The 17,003-nt window shown below is 53.7% G+C and carries 8 protein-coding genes; 3 read left to right on the top strand and 5 right to left on the bottom strand.

Going from position 1 to position 17,003, the window contains the following annotated elements:
* Positions 1–73: 73 nt before the first annotated feature.
* A complete protein-coding gene (gene dbpA, locus AS89_RS0101555) occupies positions 74–1,483 on the top strand; it encodes an ATP-dependent RNA helicase DbpA (protein ID WP_050901622.1) in 1,410 nt (469 codons plus the stop codon).
* Positions 1,484–1,548: 65 nt separating this feature from the next.
* Here dbpA and AS89_RS18040 read toward each other — a convergent pair whose 3' ends face one another.
* Together AS89_RS18040 and AS89_RS0101540 are read right to left on the bottom strand one after the other, a co-directional pair.
* On the bottom strand, positions 1,549–4,677 hold the full coding sequence (locus AS89_RS18040) for a S8 family serine peptidase (protein WP_158217329.1): 3,129 nt from the start codon (positions 4,675–4,677) through the stop codon (positions 1,549–1,551).
* Between the two features lie 682 nt (positions 4,678–5,359).
* Positions 5,360–7,555, bottom strand: a complete 2,196-nt coding sequence (locus AS89_RS0101540) for a S9 family peptidase (protein WP_029249691.1) — start codon at positions 7,553–7,555, stop codon at positions 5,360–5,362.
* A gap of 544 nt (positions 7,556–8,099) precedes the next feature.
* Between AS89_RS0101540 and AS89_RS0101535 the strand changes: the two genes are divergently transcribed.
* Both AS89_RS0101535 and AS89_RS0101530 read left to right on the top strand, forming a co-directional pair.
* A complete protein-coding gene (locus AS89_RS0101535) occupies positions 8,100–9,203 on the top strand; it encodes an acyltransferase family protein (RefSeq protein WP_010130493.1) in 1,104 nt (367 codons plus the stop codon).
* Positions 9,204–9,334: 131 nt separating this feature from the next.
* Entirely contained in the window at positions 9,335–11,530 is a 2,196-nt protein-coding gene (locus AS89_RS0101530; RefSeq protein WP_010130492.1) for an OsmC domain/YcaO domain-containing protein, read from the top strand.
* A gap of 73 nt (positions 11,531–11,603) precedes the next feature.
* On the opposite strand, the gene AS89_RS0101525 is transcribed toward AS89_RS0101530, so the two are convergent.
* The 3 genes from AS89_RS0101525 to AS89_RS0101510 all read right to left on the bottom strand — a co-directional run bounded on the left by AS89_RS0101525 (position 11,604) and on the right by AS89_RS0101510 (position 16,535).
* Positions 11,604–12,299, bottom strand: a complete 696-nt coding sequence (locus tag AS89_RS0101525) for a DUF6445 family protein (RefSeq protein ID WP_010130491.1) — start codon at positions 12,297–12,299, stop codon at positions 11,604–11,606.
* Positions 12,300–12,447: 148 nt separating this feature from the next.
* Positions 12,448–15,402 carry a M16 family metallopeptidase gene (locus tag AS89_RS16585; RefSeq protein WP_010130490.1) on the bottom strand — a complete coding sequence of 985 codons (2,955 nt, stop codon included), beginning with the start codon at positions 15,400–15,402 and terminating at the stop codon, positions 12,448–12,450.
* Positions 15,403–15,599: 197 nt separating this feature from the next.
* Positions 15,600–16,535 carry a porin gene (locus AS89_RS0101510; RefSeq protein WP_010130489.1) on the bottom strand — a complete coding sequence of 312 codons (936 nt, stop codon included), beginning with the start codon at positions 16,533–16,535 and terminating at the stop codon, positions 15,600–15,602.
* Between the last annotated feature and the right edge of the window lie 468 nt (positions 16,536–17,003).

The raw sequence follows: 17,003 nt of genomic DNA, 5'->3' as shown, positions 1-17,003 counted from the left end.
CCGCCTCCCTACAGCGCGCCCCCCGCGTCGCCCGGAACCAATATTTGTGCCTACCAATACTTGAGCCTATATCGTGACTTCCTCAACTTCTGAAAACACATACCCGAAAGATTTCCAGTCCTTGCCACTCAAGCCCGCCTTGCTGAAGAACTTAAAGGATCTGGGCTACGCGCAACTGACGGAAATCCAGGCGGCCGCGTTGCCGGCGATGGTGGCGGGCAAGGATGTGATCGGTCAGGCCAAGACTGGCTCCGGTAAAACGGTGGCGTTTGGCCTCGGGCTACTGCAGAAACTGCGGGTGGAGCAGTTCCGCGTGCAGGCACTGGTATTGTGCCCAACCCGTGAACTGGCGGATCAGGTGGCGCGGGAGCTGCGGAAACTGGCACGTGCCATTCACAATATCAAGATCTTGACCCTGTGCGGGGGGATGCCGTTCGGCCCACAAATCGGTTCCCTCAAGCACGGTGCCCATATTGTGGTCGGTACACCTGGCCGCATCGAAGATCATTTGCGCAAGGGTAATCTCGACCTTGGCAGTGTGGAAACTCTGGTACTGGACGAAGCCGACCGCATGCTCGATATGGGCTTCCAGGCGGTGCTGGACCAAATCCTTGCCACCTTACCGAGAGAGCGGCAGACGCTGCTATTTTCTGCAACCTACCCAAGTACGATCGATGCACTCGCTGGCCGCGTGCTCAGCGATCCGGTGAAGGTAGAGGTGGCTGCGGGTCACACCAAGAGCACGATTGAGCAAAAGTACTATCGGGTGCAAAACAATGAGGCGCGACCCGCTGCCCTGTATCAATTACTCGCCACTCACGATGCGTCATCGGCACTGATATTCTGCAATACCAAAAAGGAAACCGATGAGGCCGCCAATGCACTCAAGCGTGCTGGCTTTGCCGCGCTCGCCCTGCACGGTGATATGGAACAGAAGGAGCGTGACCGGACTCTGACGCTCTTCGCCAATGGCAGCGCGTCAATTCTGGTCGCCACCGATGTTGCCGCGCGCGGCCTGGATATTGAAGAACTTCCGATCGTAGTGAACTACCACCTTTCACGCGACCCGGAGGTGCATGTACACCGCGTTGGCCGTACCGGACGGGCAGGGCAGAAGGGCGTGGCGATTTCGCTGGTGAGTAAAAAAGAAGTCTACAAGCTGGAGCGCCTGGAGACGATAATGGGGCAGGAAATCCCCCTGCAGGATGTGCCCGAAGTACCACAGGGTTTTGCACCGAAGCGCCCCATCATGACGACCCTGCAGATTGATGGCGGTAAAAAGCAGAAGGTGCGTGCCGGCGATGTTGTTGGCGCGCTGACCGGTGATGGTGGTATCGACGGTAAGCAGATTGGCAAAATTCAGCTGTTTGATTTCTCCACTTTCGTCGCAGTAGAGCGCCCCGTTGCGAAAAAAGCGCTCAAAAAGCTTGCCGATGGCAAGCTGAAAGGGCGTAACTTTCGCGCACGTATTGTCGGTGTCTAAACCCGCAGGCATAAATTAGGGCGGCTCTTTGCAGAGCCGCCCAAACAGCATCTACCATGCAGGCCTCAAGGGCAGCTGGCGACCTTTTCCCAATAGCCTGGGCCTGTCTCCAACAGTGTAGTGGTGGCAGGGAACCATAGTGAGCTCGAACCCAGCGCATCGCCAGAGCCGACCGCACAGGCGCTCGAGGTAAACAGGGTTCCACACTCGACCGCGCGGCCGGCGCTGATGTGTGCCGTGTTTGTTGCCGTCTCGCAGGCTGCGGTTACCTGTGCCTGACGATTTTCTAACGCACTGGCATTTCCCTTACTGTCGATAGCCTGCACCAGAATCCCATAGTTGCCGGCGCCACTGGCTGTTGCGGTGCATTCGAACTCGGCAATACCCGAGCATGTGAAGTTGAGCGCTGAACTAACGCTTAGCTGTTCTGCGTCACCATTGGCATCACTGATAGAGCCGTTAATCTGGACTTCATAGCCAACCACGGTGAGGGTCAATGATTCGATAACCGGTGGTTGCGCCGCCGGCAGGATTGTCGCGGTAAACTCACGTGAGCGCGCCTCGTTGCCGTTCGTGTCGCGGGCCAATACCACCAGTGTGTAATCGCCGGGCTCCGCGCTCAGTAAAAAACTGGCGCCGAAGATATGAGTCTCGGGATCGAAAGTCATGCCATTGATCGGCAACAGTCGGTTGTCATCGTTGTACAGGAGTTCGATGGATTCGATATCGTCATCGATATCAAAGAACCTGGCGTTGACACTAATTGTCCCATCTGCATTTCCGCCCCAACTTTGCCCTCGCCATACTGGGGTGTGGTCCCAGTGGCTGCGCACTACGTTAATTGTGCGCGAAATGACAGGGCTGCTGTTGCCGCTTGCATCGTGCGCTGTGTAAGTTCTGGCGTAAACACCTTCCGTGTAGGTATCCGGCATAGCCCCACGTGTGACCCAGGGGTTTGCGTCAAGGTCGTCGTCGACAAGGTAACCGGGCTCAATGTAATTATCGCCAATTTCGATCTCCATACTGGACGCCCCGATTAGCGTCAAAACCGGCGGCTGGGTGTCTGTGACTACCTCAACATACTGCTCGGCCTCTACGGTATTGCTATCCGTGTCGGTAAAGGTCGCCGTTACCAGATATTGACCGTCGCGGGAAAGATCCACATTGTGATCGAATGCCTCTTGCGGCAGGTATTGAAAACCATCCTTCAGATCCAGCACATAGGCACTAGGGTCGAAAAATCCTTCGTCACGACGATAAGTGCGAATGTTTTGGCGTTCAGAGGCTGCCGAGTTGTTCAGGTACTTTCTGTTGTAGGAGTTTTCAAATTCCACGAGGGGCAGCTCGGCGTCGGCGACGCCGACGAGGCGAAATGCAGCACTTTCGAAGGTGTTGCCCGCACTGTCAGAAACCGCGTAGCGGATCGTCTGCACACCAAGGGAGTTGACGTCTACTTCGGTGTATGTGACGGCATCAGTAAGATCGCCATCGAGTAGGTCCCAGCCAATGTAGCCAGGATCTTGCCAAGGCTGACCCACAGCATGCAGAGCCACATCGCACCACCAGAAATCACAGGCCGGGCCGAGCAGAGCGAGGCGCGGTGGCGCGTCTTCTGCGAGCACGTTGATTTTCTGTACCCAGGGTACTGCAGTGAGATTGCCGGTATCGGCGACCTGAAAGTGCCGTAGATAGAATCCGGCAGTTTGAGTTTCAGGAGTGCCGCTATCGACAACCGCGGTGGTGAGGTCGCCATCCTGTCGATCGGTGGCAGAGATCAGAGGGGCCGATGGTATGTCACCTTCACGCAAAAAGACTTGCTGTTGGGAATTGCCTGCGAGTAATGGCGGCGTATTGCTGGGGGCACAGAGGTTGTTGGTGCTGTAGAAGCCTGTGTCGGACTCGAAAAGTACCACGGGCTCCACCACGTAGTTGGTCCCGATGTATTCATTACTGCCCGCCGCGCAAAAGTTTACGAAACTGCCGGTACAGTAGTCTGCGCGCCCGGCGAGGTGATGGTTCATGGGTGTGGCGGAGTAGGTTGGGCAGCTACCTGTCGGGATGTGGGTAAGAGCGCGCTGCAGGTTCAACCGGCCTCCGGAGATGGAGACACCGGCCAGTGCTTCGGCAGGCTCAGCGCTCTGAATGAGTACTGCACGCAATTCTTCTGCGGAAAGTTCGGGGAACTGCGCCGCAACCAGCGCGGCCGCGCCAGCAACAAAAGGCGCCGCCATCGAGGTGCCACTATAGCTCGCGTACTCAGCACCGGGGATTGTCGAGAGGATATCCTTGCCTGGTGCCGCAATGTCGGCACCCACTACGCCATAGTTTGAGAAGCTTGCGCGCTCATCGGTGCGCGTACTCGCAGCGACGGAAATTACATTCGGTAGGTCGATCGTTGCCGGTGAGGTTACCCCGAGCATTGCGTCGGCATTGAACCCATTGTTACCTGCTGCAGCGACAAAGAGCATGTCCGCTTCACCAGCGTAGCGAATTGCATCAGCGATCGGACGGTTGAAAATTTCTTCGGCGACAGCATCGTTAAACACTCCACCATAGGAGTTATTTGAAACCCGTGCGCCCATATCCGCAGCATAAAGGATGCCGCTCACAATGTCGGATGCATAGGTAACTTTCGAATTGTCAGCAAAAATCTTGACTGCCATCAGCTTGGCTTTCCAGGCCACACCTGAAATACCTATACCATTGTTGCCTTCTGCCCCGATAATGCCGGCAACATGAGTGCCGTGACTATCGGTATCGATTGGATCACCGTCCTTATCGGCAAAGTCGTAGCCGTGCACATCATCGATAAAACCATTGCCATCGTCATCGATATTGTTGTTGGGGATTTCGCCTTCGTTGACCCACATGTTCCCAGCGAGATCGGGATGTGTGTAGTCGATGCCCGTATCAATAACGGCGATGACCACATCCTCTGCGGAATTACGAATTGCCCAGCCCTGGTCGGCATCGATGTCTGCGCCGGGCACACCGTCACTTTCACCATCATTGAGTAGCCCCCACTGGGACGGGGTGTAGTCATTGGGTAGCGACTGCAGCTGAAATGCCGAATTGGGTGCTACATACTCAACGTCAGGATTATTCCTAAGCGCCTCGAAGCTGTTACCTGCGCCGGAGGCCGTGTCGAAGGTAACCAGTTGCCATGCGGCAAGCTGTTGGTTGAAACTCTGCAAAAACTTTACCGGCGAGTAGATTGTTTGTGTCGAGGTATACGCGTAAGGCTGCAGAATCTGATTCCAGATGCTACTGGTCGACCCCTCACGAAACTTCACCAGAAGTTGCCGGTTTGCGAGGTTGTCTGCTGAAATTGTGGTTGGGCTGAGCAGCGGTTGTGAGACCGGGGTGGCCTCTGTTTCAGCAGTAAGCTGAGGTGAAAATACTTGGGCAGAAAAGATTAAGCACAGCGCAAAAGATAATCGCATGTCATACTCCCTTTTAATGACAGTCGCTTGGGCTAGTGTGCTTCAGAGTTGCTCGGTTACCATCTTGCTTCCCTTTTGAGGCACGCGAAATCTCTCAATGATCGCGGGCGCCATTATATTCCTGCGACGTCTTTTTACCCTGATACCTTCGTATCTCATGCCTAAGTTGTAGAACGCCTGACCAACCATCGATAAAGAAGTAAAACGGTGCATTGCGCTGCATCACAATGGTGCTTGCGCACGAATGTGCGGCAGTGTGTATCTCGGTGTGAGGGTTTGGAGAGAAATCGAGGGAAGTCGGGGGCGAAGAAGTAGGGGACCAAGAAGTAGGGGGCAAGGACCTATGGAAAGGCAAGTAGGAAAAAAGGAAGGACAGCGAGGAGGGCAAGGCCCGATACACAGTATGCATCGGACCTTGTGGCAAGCTAGTTGACTATTGCTTGGTATCCACCGCTCTGCTCTCTAGCTGACCTTTCCCGAGAAGGTCCAGGTAGAATGCATACTCGAGCGCGCGCTCTTTATTGCGGCGGAAGCGGCCGGAAGAACCACCATGTCCGGCTTCCATATTGGTATGGAACAGGAGCTGGTTATCATCGGTTTTCAGATCGCGCAACTTTGCCACCCATTTCATGGGTTCAAAATACTGCACCTGGGAATCGTGCAGGCCGGTGGTTACCAGCATGCTGGGGTAATCTTGCGCTTTTACCTGGTCGTAGGGTGAATAGGACAGCATGTACTCATAACTATCCTTGTTGTTCGGGTTACCCCACTCGTCGTATTCATTTACGGTCAGTGGAATAGATTCGTCCAGCATAGTGGTGACTACATCCACAAACGGCACCTTGGCAGTAATGCCGCGATAGAGGTCGGGCTCCATATTTACTACCGCACCCATCAACAGGCCGCCCGCGCTACCGCCCGATGCAAAAACCTTGTCGGAAGCGGCGTATTTCTGCTCAACCAGCCCCTTGGTGACATCGATAAAGTCGGTAAAGGTGTTCTTTTTGTTAAACATCTTGCCATCTTCATACCAGGGGCGCCCCAGCTTCTGGCTTCCACGAATGTGTGCGATGGAGAATACAAAGCCGCGATCCAGCAGCGAGAAGATGCTGGGAACAAACACCGGGTCGATGGTGTTGCCGTAGGACCCATAGCCATACTGCAGCATTGGGTGGGAGCCGTCTTTCTTGAACAGATCTTTACGGTATACCAGTGATACCGGGATCTCCTTGCCATCCCGCGCAGTAATGCGAATACCCTCTGCCTGGTAGCGGGTACGATCGAAATCACCGAGGACCTTGTCCTGTTTCAACAGTTTGAGATCACCGGTCAGCAGGTCCGCATCATAAATGGTATTGGGTGTGGTGAGGCTCGAATAGGAAATGCGTACCGCATCCGCGGATACTTCCGGATTTCGGCTCAGAGACAGCTGGTAGACGGGGTCGTTGAACCCGACTTCGAAATCATCTTCATTCGACAGGCCGATAATACGTAATGCGGACTGCCCATCGGCCCGTTCGACTACGGCGAGCCGACCTTCAAAGGTGGTGAAGTCTTCCAGCAATACATTTTCCCGATGCGGGATCACCTCGACCCACTGGGATTTGTCGCTGACTGTATCCAAGGTTGCTTGCATCAGGCGGAAGTTCTCTGCCTGCCAGTTGGTCTGTATAAAAAACGCATCACCCAGCTTCTGCACAAAATATTCATGTCTGGGTTCGAGTGGGTGCAAAGGCTGAAACTCGCCGTTCGGAGTGTTGGCATCCAGTGCAGAGACGCCCTTCACCAACGTTGAGTAATGATGGATATAGACCATCGAACCGTCGCGAGACTTGGAAATAAAGGTGTAAAAGGTGTTGTCTTTCTCTTCGTAGACAACTACATCTTCGCTTTGCGGCGTGCCCAGCTTGTGTCGCTTAACCTGATAGCCGAGCAGGGTCTGCGGGTCCTTGTTGATGTAGTACACGGTCTGGTTATCGTTCGCCCAGACTACCGTACCTTCGGCATTCTCCAGCTGGTCGTCCAGCAGCTCGCCCGTGTTCAGGTCTTTGAAGCGAATGGTGTAAATACGGCGACCGACGGTGTCTTCCGGGTAGGCGAGCAGGGTGTTGTTTGGGGAGACCGCGGTTTGCGCCACATTAAAGTAGGACTGGCCCTCGGCCAGGCTATTTACGTTCAGCAGAACCTCTTCTGCGGCTTCCAGGCTGTCTTTCTTACGCGCGTGGATCGGGTATTCACCATCCGACTCATAGCGGGTGTAGTACCAGTAGCCACGTACCTTCACCGGCACCGAAGACTTGTCCTTTTCCAGCCGCCCAACCATTTCCTCGTAAAGGGCGTCCTGCAGCGGCTTGGTGTGCTCCATGACCTGGTCGACATAGCTGTTTTCTGCCTCCAGGTGCGCCAGCATCTCGGGATCGCTGCGGGAATCGTCGCGCATCCAGTAATAGGGATCCACCCGTTCGTGGCCATGGATCTCCATCTTATGTGGGACTTTCTTTGCGACAGGGGGGGCGACTTTGGCAGCCAGGGCGCTGGTATCAGGCGAGGAGGGGGTGTTTTCGTCGGTCGGCTTGTCACAGCCGGCGGCCAGCATTGTCATAGCGAGTACGGCTATCTGGGGCTTCATAGCATCTCCGGGTCATGATTATCGTTATACCGCGTACCCCCGTATCCTATAACAATTCTGATTTTCACGGTTATAGACTGCGGCAAAGTGAGGTCTGGCGGGGATGTCAGCACTGGCGGTGCTCCACTTGTGTACCGATTGGCCTTCGGTTACCCAGAGGAAGACGAGCTACCCTAAATTCTGGATAATGCCGCGCCTCAAGCCGTGTTTCTGGCGTTAACCCTGAGATCTAGTAACTCCCCCGGATGCAGCACTCGTATTTCAAACCCTACCCCTAAGGTATAAGCCCACATCTCTGGCGCTCAATAAGTGAACCAATTGATCGGTATTTGTTCTTCTGGGTCTGCTTAGCCATGCGCTTGGCTATTGGTTTGATTCATATGCAGTTTAAGCTAAGATCTCGCTCGAAATTCTACGTCACGATATCTTGGCCCTGATACGAATTGGCTGAATTCCCGGTTCCATTTATTGTGTGACGTGATAACGAATATTTAGGTAATGCAAGTCAAGCCTAATACCACCGATAGGCTCGCAAAGGTAGTTTATGAGCACAGCCCCCGAATCTAAAATGCTGGTCGAATACGACGGCAATCGCGAAAATAATTTCACATTAATTCGGCTAATTTTTGCGTGGCTCGTACTGTTTGGCCACAGCTTTGCAATACAGCCTACCCATGGTTTGAAAAACCCGTTGAATTCAATCTTCAAAGGGTCGGAGTGGATTGGAAGTTTCGCTGTTCATGGTTTTTTTATAATAAGCGGCTTTCTTGTTTGTGCTAGTCTGCTCAACCGAGGGGTGAAGGATTACATCATTTCACGGGCACTTCGCGTCTTACCAGGTTTGATGCTATGTGTGCTCATATGTGTATTTGTTCTCGGGGTTGTGCTCACGACATTGCCGCTTGTGGAGTATTTGACCAGTGCAAAGACTTGGGAATATTTAAAGAATGGATTTGCGATATTCCGAATGGAGTGGTCATTACCGGGGGTGTTTGAGGATAATCGCCGTAGATCCATGAATGGTTCACTATGGACATTGAATGTTGAGGTTTACTGCTATTTCCTGCTCGCTTGTATTGGGTTTTTCGGATTGCTCGGAAAAAGGGCTCTAGCAAACCTTACAATATTCGGTGTGCTGGCGTTCTCTTATTTTAATTTTTCAGACGTTCCTCTTTTGGGAGTCAATGACAAATGGGGTCGCCCGGGCTTGTTCTTTATTGTTGGTGTGTTCTTCTATTTAAATCGGGCTTCAGTTCCGGTAAATGGAAAGCTGGCAATTTTTTCTCTTATTGTTTTGGTTAGTTCTTTTGGTGAGGGGTGGTATCTCTATGTGTCTCCTCCATTTTTTGCCTATATTATCTTCTACTTGGCTTATGCGACCAAAAACTTAGGTATAGATAAAAGTTTGGGGGATATTTCTTATGGGGTATACATTTATGCATGGCCGGTACAGCAAGTAGTCGCAATGGCATTTCCGGGATTGAATCCATACAGTCATACTGTAGTGGCGACTTTGGTTGTATTTGTACTCGCATATGTTTCTTGGCATTTTGTAGAAAAAAATGCACTGAAACTAAAGCCCAAGATTATGGCAATGACCGATTTTTCCCGCCTCTCTAAAACCAGTTCTATTTCTGCTGCCTCGTAAGCTAATGCTCTGGCCTGTATTTGTTCTTGAATGCAGGCCACTGAGCAGTATCTGATAAAATTACTCAATACGTACTTAATGAATTCCTTTCCTAGGCTTGCTTAGTAGCAGTCGAAATCTGGTAGTTCCCCATGGAAATCAGCGTCAACTTCCTTGACAACCTCAGACTTGAAGCCAAGTTTGACGACTTTACAGTCATTACTGATCAGCCGATCCGCTATAAGGGGGATGGTTCGGCGCCGAGCCCGTTCGATTACTTCCTGGCGTCGTCGGCGCTGTGTGCCGCGTATTTCGTCCGGGTGTACTGCCTGGCGCGGGATATACCTACCGACAATATCCGCCTTTCCCAGAACAATATCGTCGACCCGGAAGACCGCTATAACCAGATCTTCAAGATTCAGGTGGAACTGCCAGAAGACATCTCAGAGAAGGACCGGCAGGGCATCCTGCGCTCCATCGACCGCTGCACCGTGAAGAAGGTGATCCAGACTGGCCCTGACTTCCAGATCGAGACGGTCGAGAACCTGGCGGAGGACGCGCAGGCGCTGTTGATGGGTTCCCCAGATGCCGAGCATCAGACCTTTATTGAAGGCAAGGACCTGCCGCTGGAACAAACTATTGCCAACATGACCAAAATCCTCGCGGACTTGGGCATGAAGATTGAAATCGCCTCCTGGCGCAATATCGTGCCGCACGTATGGTCCCTGCATATTCGGGATGCGGCATCACCCATGTGCTTCACCAATGGCAAGGGTGCCACCAAAGAGAGCGCGCTGTGTTCTGCACTGGGCGAATTTATCGAGCGCCTGAATTGCAATTTCTTCTATAACGACCAGTTCTTTGGCGAAGAAATCGCGAACCAGCCCTTTGTGCATTACCCCAATGAGCGCTGGTTCGAACTGGAGGAGGACGATGCGCTTCCAGAAGGCGTCCTCGATGATTACACCCTGCCGATTTACAACCCGGACGGTGAGCTGGCCGGTTCCAATTTGGTGGATACCAATTCTGGACGCATTGATCGCGGTATTTGCTCGCTGCCATTTGTCCGCAAGTCCGATGGCGAGACCGTCTATTTCCCGTCAAACCTGATCGAGAACCTGTTCCTGAGTAATGGCATGAGTGCCGGTAATACGCTGGCCGAGGCACAGGTACAGTGTCTGTCTGAGATCTTTGAACGGGCAGTGAAGAAGGAAATTCTCGAACAGGAAATTGCCTTGCCGGATGTGCCGCGCTCCATACTGGAAAAGTACCCCGATATTATTGAAGGGATTGATGAGCTGGAAAAGCAGGGCTTCCCGATCCTGGTGAAGGACGCATCGCTCGGTGGCCAGTTCCCAGTGATGTGTGTGACTTTGATGAACCCGCGCAACGGCGGCGTGTTTGCTTCCTTCGGCGCACACCCGAGCTTACATGTTGCGCTGGAGCGCAGCCTCACGGAATTGATGCAGGGGCGCAGCTTCGAAGGGTTGAACGATATCCCAGCGCCTACCTTTAATAGCCTGGCGGTAACCGAGCCCCACAACTTCGTCGAGCACTTTATCGATTCCACCGGTGTGGTTTCATGGCGTTTCTTCAGCGCCAAGTCTGACTACGAATTTGTCGAGTGGGATTTCTCCGGTAATCACGCTGATTCCAACGAGACCGAAGCGGATCGCCTTTTCGGAATCCTTGAGTCGATGGGTAGGGAGGTCTACATGGCGAGCTACGAGGACCTGGGCGCACCGGCGTGCCGGATTCTGGTGCCAGGGTATTCCGAAGTGTACCCGGTAGATGATCTGATCTGGGACAATACCAATAAGGCACTGGATTACCGCGAAGATATTCTCAACCTGCATCGCCTGGAAGACGCGGAGTTGGAAGACCTGCTGGAGCGGTTGGAAGAAAGCCAGATCGACAACTACGAAACCATCATCACGCTAATAGGTGTCGAGTTCGATGAAAATACTGTGTGGGGCCAGCTAACGGTACTCGAACTGAAGCTTCTGATCCAATTGGCATTGCAGCGATACGAGGAGGCATTGGAGTCGGTAGAGGCATTCTTGCAGTACAACGACAACACGGTGGAGCGTGAGCTGTTTTACCGCGCCGTGCAGGCGGTGTTGGAAATCACCCTGGATGATGCGCTGGCGCTTGATGACTACCTTGCCAATTTGCAACGCATGTTTGGTGTTGAAACCATGGACGCGGTGGTTGGGTCCGTCGACGGAAGCGTGCGGTTTTATGGATTGACGCCGACCAATATGCGCCTCGAGGGACTGGATAAGCACCTGCGCCTGATCGAGAGCTATAAAAAACTCCATGCAGCGCGGGACAAGGCCTATTCGTAATGTCTAAGAATTGGTTTTGATCTGGATTCTGAGAGACAAGGCTCGGCGCGAAGGTTAATCAGGTACGCCGAGCTTACCATTCCAGTTTCGATGCTAAATCAATAAAACCAGTAATTGTCAGCCTGCCATGGCGCGCACTGTCGGAGAGGAGTTCCCCATTATCCACCACGCCGGAGTGCAGCAGGCTGGCGGGATAGAAGGCCACACGATTAAACTTTGCCGCAACGTCGCCGATGGCCTCGTACCACTCATTGCATTGGCTTGCATAACCCGGCTTTACCGAACCGAGGAGTGTTCCGACCTGAGTCTGATAGGCTGAGGCCTGCTCATGAAGCACGTTTTCGAGTCCGCTTTCCTTGTGCTTGAAAAATCGCGTTCCGGAAAAAGGTTCATCGCACAGATAATGCAGCATGGCCAACTGTTGGCCGGTCACAGCATCAAAGTGCGGTAGTGACTGGATAGGTTTTAGGGTCTCTGGTGGCTGGGTCACCAGGGAGAAGCAGCAAAATGCGTTACGGATGGCGGCGCTGGCAAGGCCGTTGTGTAGGTCCAGTCCGAAGGCTTGTCGAATTGCCTCGGCGGCGAGTTTCAGGGTTTTGCTCAGGTAATCTGCGGGTACCTGTGCGCGTATGCCCGGGTAATTTGGGTTTTCTCGAATCCAATGGGCATGTTCGGCGGTGCTGATTAATTGCTCAGCATCCGGGTACAGGTCGTCGATAATCACTACTGGGGTGCGGTCGACACCCCAAAACTCAATATTTACCTGCATCAGCCTTTGCTACCGCGAAATACTCGGCGTTCATTATGCCCAATGACGCAAATTTTGGAAGGGATGGTTTCGGTCGCCCAAAATACAAAGCCCACCAAAATGGTGGGCTTCATTATGTCGGTAGATTCAGAGGCAAGAATCTTAGAAATTAGCCACTGGCAGACTCAGTCGCTGTTGCGGCTTGATCTGCTTTGCGTACATTCCCATCCTCATCCAGTTCAACAATCGGAATTTCCAGATCCTCAAGGCTATCCCGAATGTTGGCGGCGTCGCCTACCACCACAATGGCCATATTTTGTGGATCGAGTAGGCCGGTGATGACCTTGTTCAGGGCATCGCGATCGGTTTCCTTTAGCAATGCGTTCTGCTGGGTGCGGTAATCCAGCGGCAGGTCGTAGCGGAGGATATTGTTCAGCAGGCTGAGCTTATTGCTTGGCGTTTCATATTTGCGGGCTTCCTGCTGGCCGATGGCAGAGCGCAGGTACTTGAACTCTGTTTCGGTCATGCCTTTGCTGTCGAAGTTTTCAAACTCGGTCAGTACTTCGTTGAGGGCATCGGCGGTCGCGTCTTTCTTCACTTCCGAACTCAGCATGTACATGCCGTCCTCGGGCTCGCCGATCAGATAGGAGCGGGCACCATAGGTATAGCCTTTGTCCTCACGCAGGTTGAGATTGATGCGGCTATTGAAGTTGCCGCCCAGCGGGAAGTTGCCAAGGTAGGCGAGGTAGTAATCACCGAGTGCGTCGTAGGGTAAACCATGCTGGCCCACGCGCAGGCTGGATTGTGCCGCGCCCTCCTTGTTGACCAGATACACGGTACGCCCATCAATCGATGGCTTCTCCAGGGCAATCGCTGCGCGGGTCGGCTCGGATACTTCCAGCTTTGCCAGCTCATTGAGCGATTCGAGGATGCGCGGGGTAGGCAGGCTGGTGCTTACGGTGATGCCGCTCAGGTGACGGGGGAAGTGCGCCTTGTAGTACTGTTTCACGTCTTCGAGCGTGATGTTTTCCACCGTGCTCGGCAGGCCATTACCGGGGTAGCTAAGCGGGTGCTCGGTACCGCGCATGACCGCGCCTACCGCACGAGTTGCCAGACCTTGTGGCGTTTTGCGCGCTTGCTGCAACCCTTCAATGGTTTGCTGCTTGATGCGATCAAAATCCGCTTCGCTGAAGGCGGGTTTGAGCATGCGCTCCATCATGAGCGGCACGGCAGTATCCAGGTGCTTTTCCAGCACATTCAGGGTAACCGTTGTTTCGTATTGGCCGCTGCTCACGCTGACACTGGCACCCAGGCGTTTCAGTGCCTCGGTGAATTCGGCTGCGCTGCGCTCGGTGGTTGCTTCGGTCATCAGAGAGGTCATCAGCGAGGTCAGGCCCGCCTTGCCGCGGGGCTCGTCCCGCTGACCTACATCGAACACCGCGCGTACGGTAATCGTGGGCGTTTCGTCGTTCTGCACGGCGAGCAGTCGAATGCCGTTCTCAAGTTTGCCGTCCTGTATCGTCGGCAGCTCTACCTGGGGGTTAACTCCCGGGGTGGGTTGCACACTGCGATCAAATGTATCTTTCACCGGGCGCAACGCCAGCTCCTGGCCTTGATCGGCATAGGTTTCCGGAATCGTGCGCGTCCATTCGTGATTTTGCTTCGCCGCAGCCAGTTCGGGCTTGCCGTTCGGCACGACACTGAGCAGCACCGAGGGTTGCTTGGCAATGTACTGGTCGAATACCCGGGTCACGTCATCGGTTTTGATGGCGAGGTACGCATTAATTTCTTTGTCGATGCCTTTGGGGCTGCCGGTAAAGGTTTCGAATGCGGCGAGCGTGGAGACTTTGCCGGACACCGATTGCAGGCCAAAGATACGGCCAGACTCGTAACCGGCTTTGAATTTAACCAGGTCGTCTTCGGTGACGCCGCGGCTGGCAAATTCCGTCAGGGTGTCACGCACTGCCTGTTCCATCTCGGCGAGCGTTTCACCGGATGCCGGATTCTGAATCACGATAAACCACATCTCACACGCGAGCTCTTTACAGGAGTGGCTCACGCTTGCGGATACGGCGCGACCCGTCTGCACCAGGCGCTGGTACAGCATGGAGTCCTGGCCTTGACCGAGAATAGCGGCGGCAGCGTCCAGCGCCGGCTCGTCAGCATGGCCGTAGTGCACGGTGGGCATCATCATGGCCAGTGCAGGCAGGTGGATGTTGTCTTCCAGGGTGACATAGCGGTCGGCGTCGAGCTTGGCGGGCTGCTTGGGCAGGTCTTTAACTTCAGGGCCCGCGGGAATCGGGGCGAAATACTTGGATACCCACTCAAGGGTTTGGGCCCTGTCGATATCACCGCCAATGGTGATGACCGCATTGTTGGGCCCATACCAGCGCAAGAAGAACCGCTTCAGGTCACTTAGGTCGGCTTTGTTCAGATCTTCGAGCCAGCCGATCACCGGCCAGGAGTAGGGGTGGCCGTCGGGATAGGTTGAGGCGAACATGGTCTCAAGCGCACGCCCATAGGGGCGGTTGTCGACGCGTTGGCCGCGCTCGTTTTTTACCGTCTCCCGTTGTACCTCGAACTTCTCCTGGGTAACCGCATCCAGGAACACCCCCATGCGGTCAGACTCAAGCCACAGCACGGTTTCGAGCTGGTTGGCCGGCACCGTCTGGTAGTAGTTGGTGCGGTCGCTATTGGTGGTGCCATTCATGGTACCGCCGGCTTCGGTGATGATGCGGAAATGTTCTTCGTCCCCGACATTCACCGAACCCTGAAACATCATGTGCTCGAAGAAGTGCGCGAAGCCGGAGCGGCCCGGGTCCTCCCGGTTCGAACCCACGTGATAGGTGACATCAACATGCACCAGTGGGTCAGAGTGGTCTTCGTGCAGAACAACGGTGAGGCCGTTATCGAGTTTGTATTTCTCGTAAGGAATCGCAATATCTGCGCCGTTGCCATCGAAGGTCTCTACCAAGGTGACACCGGCGGGCAGGGCCGCTTGCTGCACAGCAGCCTTGGGTGTATCCAGCTTGGCGGAATCTTCTTTGCTAACAGGGTCAGAGCTTTTGCTACAGGCGGCCAAAATTGCGGATGCGAAAATCAGGGCGATCTTTGTGCGGTGCATGGCGGTAGAAGACCTTTTTATTCTGTTGGATTGCAGATCCTAGCATAGAGAACCAAGCGCCGTGGTGTGCAGGAAAAAATAGCGGGCAGATGGCGTGGATTAACGCGACTTGTCACAAAATAAATCGGCAGGCAATAAAAAAGGGCGCGACTCATGGAGTTGCGCCCTCAAGTTAGGGGGTCGACTTCAAGCTCGGTTTAGAACTTGAATTCAGTACCTACGCCAACGTAGCTGCGGGAGTAGTCATCGGCAGCAGTTTCGTCGGTGTAGAAGGTGAAAACCTTGGCAGCGGAGGACAGTTTGTAGTCCAGACCCAGGCTGAAGGTTTCGCCGTCAGTCTTCACAATGTCAGACTGGCCGTATTGTGCTTTTGCCGTCCACTTGTCGATCTTGTAAGCAACAGAAGTCATCCAGCCATCTTGCTTGCTGCTGTCTGCTTTTTCCTGTTCTTCATACAGACCGCCAACCTGCAGGTTGCCGAGGGTGTACTGGGCTACCATGCGGGCCACATCCCAGTCGTTACCTTCAACGCCCATGTCGTACGCGTATGCCAGGTAAACGTCGTCTTTATCGTATGCGAAAGACAGGGAGGTACCGTTGTCGCGAGTGTCTACGACTTCACCAGCGTCGTCCAGGATCTCAGCGTCTTCGTTGCTGATGTAGGCAGCGGCTACTTTGAAACCACCGAAAGACGGAGTGGTGTACTGAACCGCGTTGGACGGACGGTTGTCGCTCTTGGTAACCAGGCTCTTGATATCACCTTCGAGGTCGTTGAACAGGTCAACTTTCTTCTGCGCAACTTTCAGCGGGGAGTCGAACTTACCGGCGATCGCCTGACCGAAGCCGCCTTCCAGGCCGGCATAGATGTTGCGCTGGCTAAAAGTGTCGCCGTCGCCATCCATGTTTACCTGATATTCCATCTTGTAGATGCCCTTGATACCGCTATCCAGCGGCAGCTCACCTTTTACACCCAGGCGAGAGGCGTTGCTGGATACGTCGGTAACCGCGCCGTCACCTTCGTCATTGGATTGGAAGGAAACGTTGGCTTTACCGTAGAAGTCGAAGAGCTCTTCGGCGTTGGCAACGGTAGGCAGTGCGGCAACCAGGGCCAGAGAGATAGCGGTCTTTTTCATGTCTGCTCTCATATCGAAGTAGTAGAGAAAATGGATGCAATAGGTTGTGTTCTTCAGATGCCGCGCAGTTTGCTGCACTTATGTTACAAACATGTGAAAGATGAAAAATATTTGAAAGTTATGTGACTAAGCGCTGCTCGATATGGCTCTCCGGCAGGAAAGACAGGATGTTTTTGTCTGAATTTCGAGCTTCGTATGACAGTCAGAGGCTTGATCGGATCATCTTGCTGGAGACCAAAATTCCTCCATTTTGCTTAGCCTTGATTATTTTTTGCTCGTTTATGGGGTGTGAGGGAAAATTTCTGTAATATCTCGACCTCCGGGCCAGTTGGGTCGGCCCTGGTAAATCGGCACCGTGAAATACTCCAGGGAGTGGGAGCTTTGGGCCGTGGTTTTCCGGTTAAGTGAGTTAATTGGACGAGTTACTTGGGCTAGTGAGTTGGGCTAGAGAATTGGGCTAGCTACTTG

The sequence above is a fragment of the Microbulbifer agarilyticus S89 genome, assembly GCF_000220505.1.
Taxonomy (GTDB): domain Bacteria; phylum Pseudomonadota; class Gammaproteobacteria; order Pseudomonadales; family Cellvibrionaceae; genus Microbulbifer; species Microbulbifer agarilyticus_B.
This window is presented reverse-complemented; position numbering and strand designations above follow the sequence as displayed.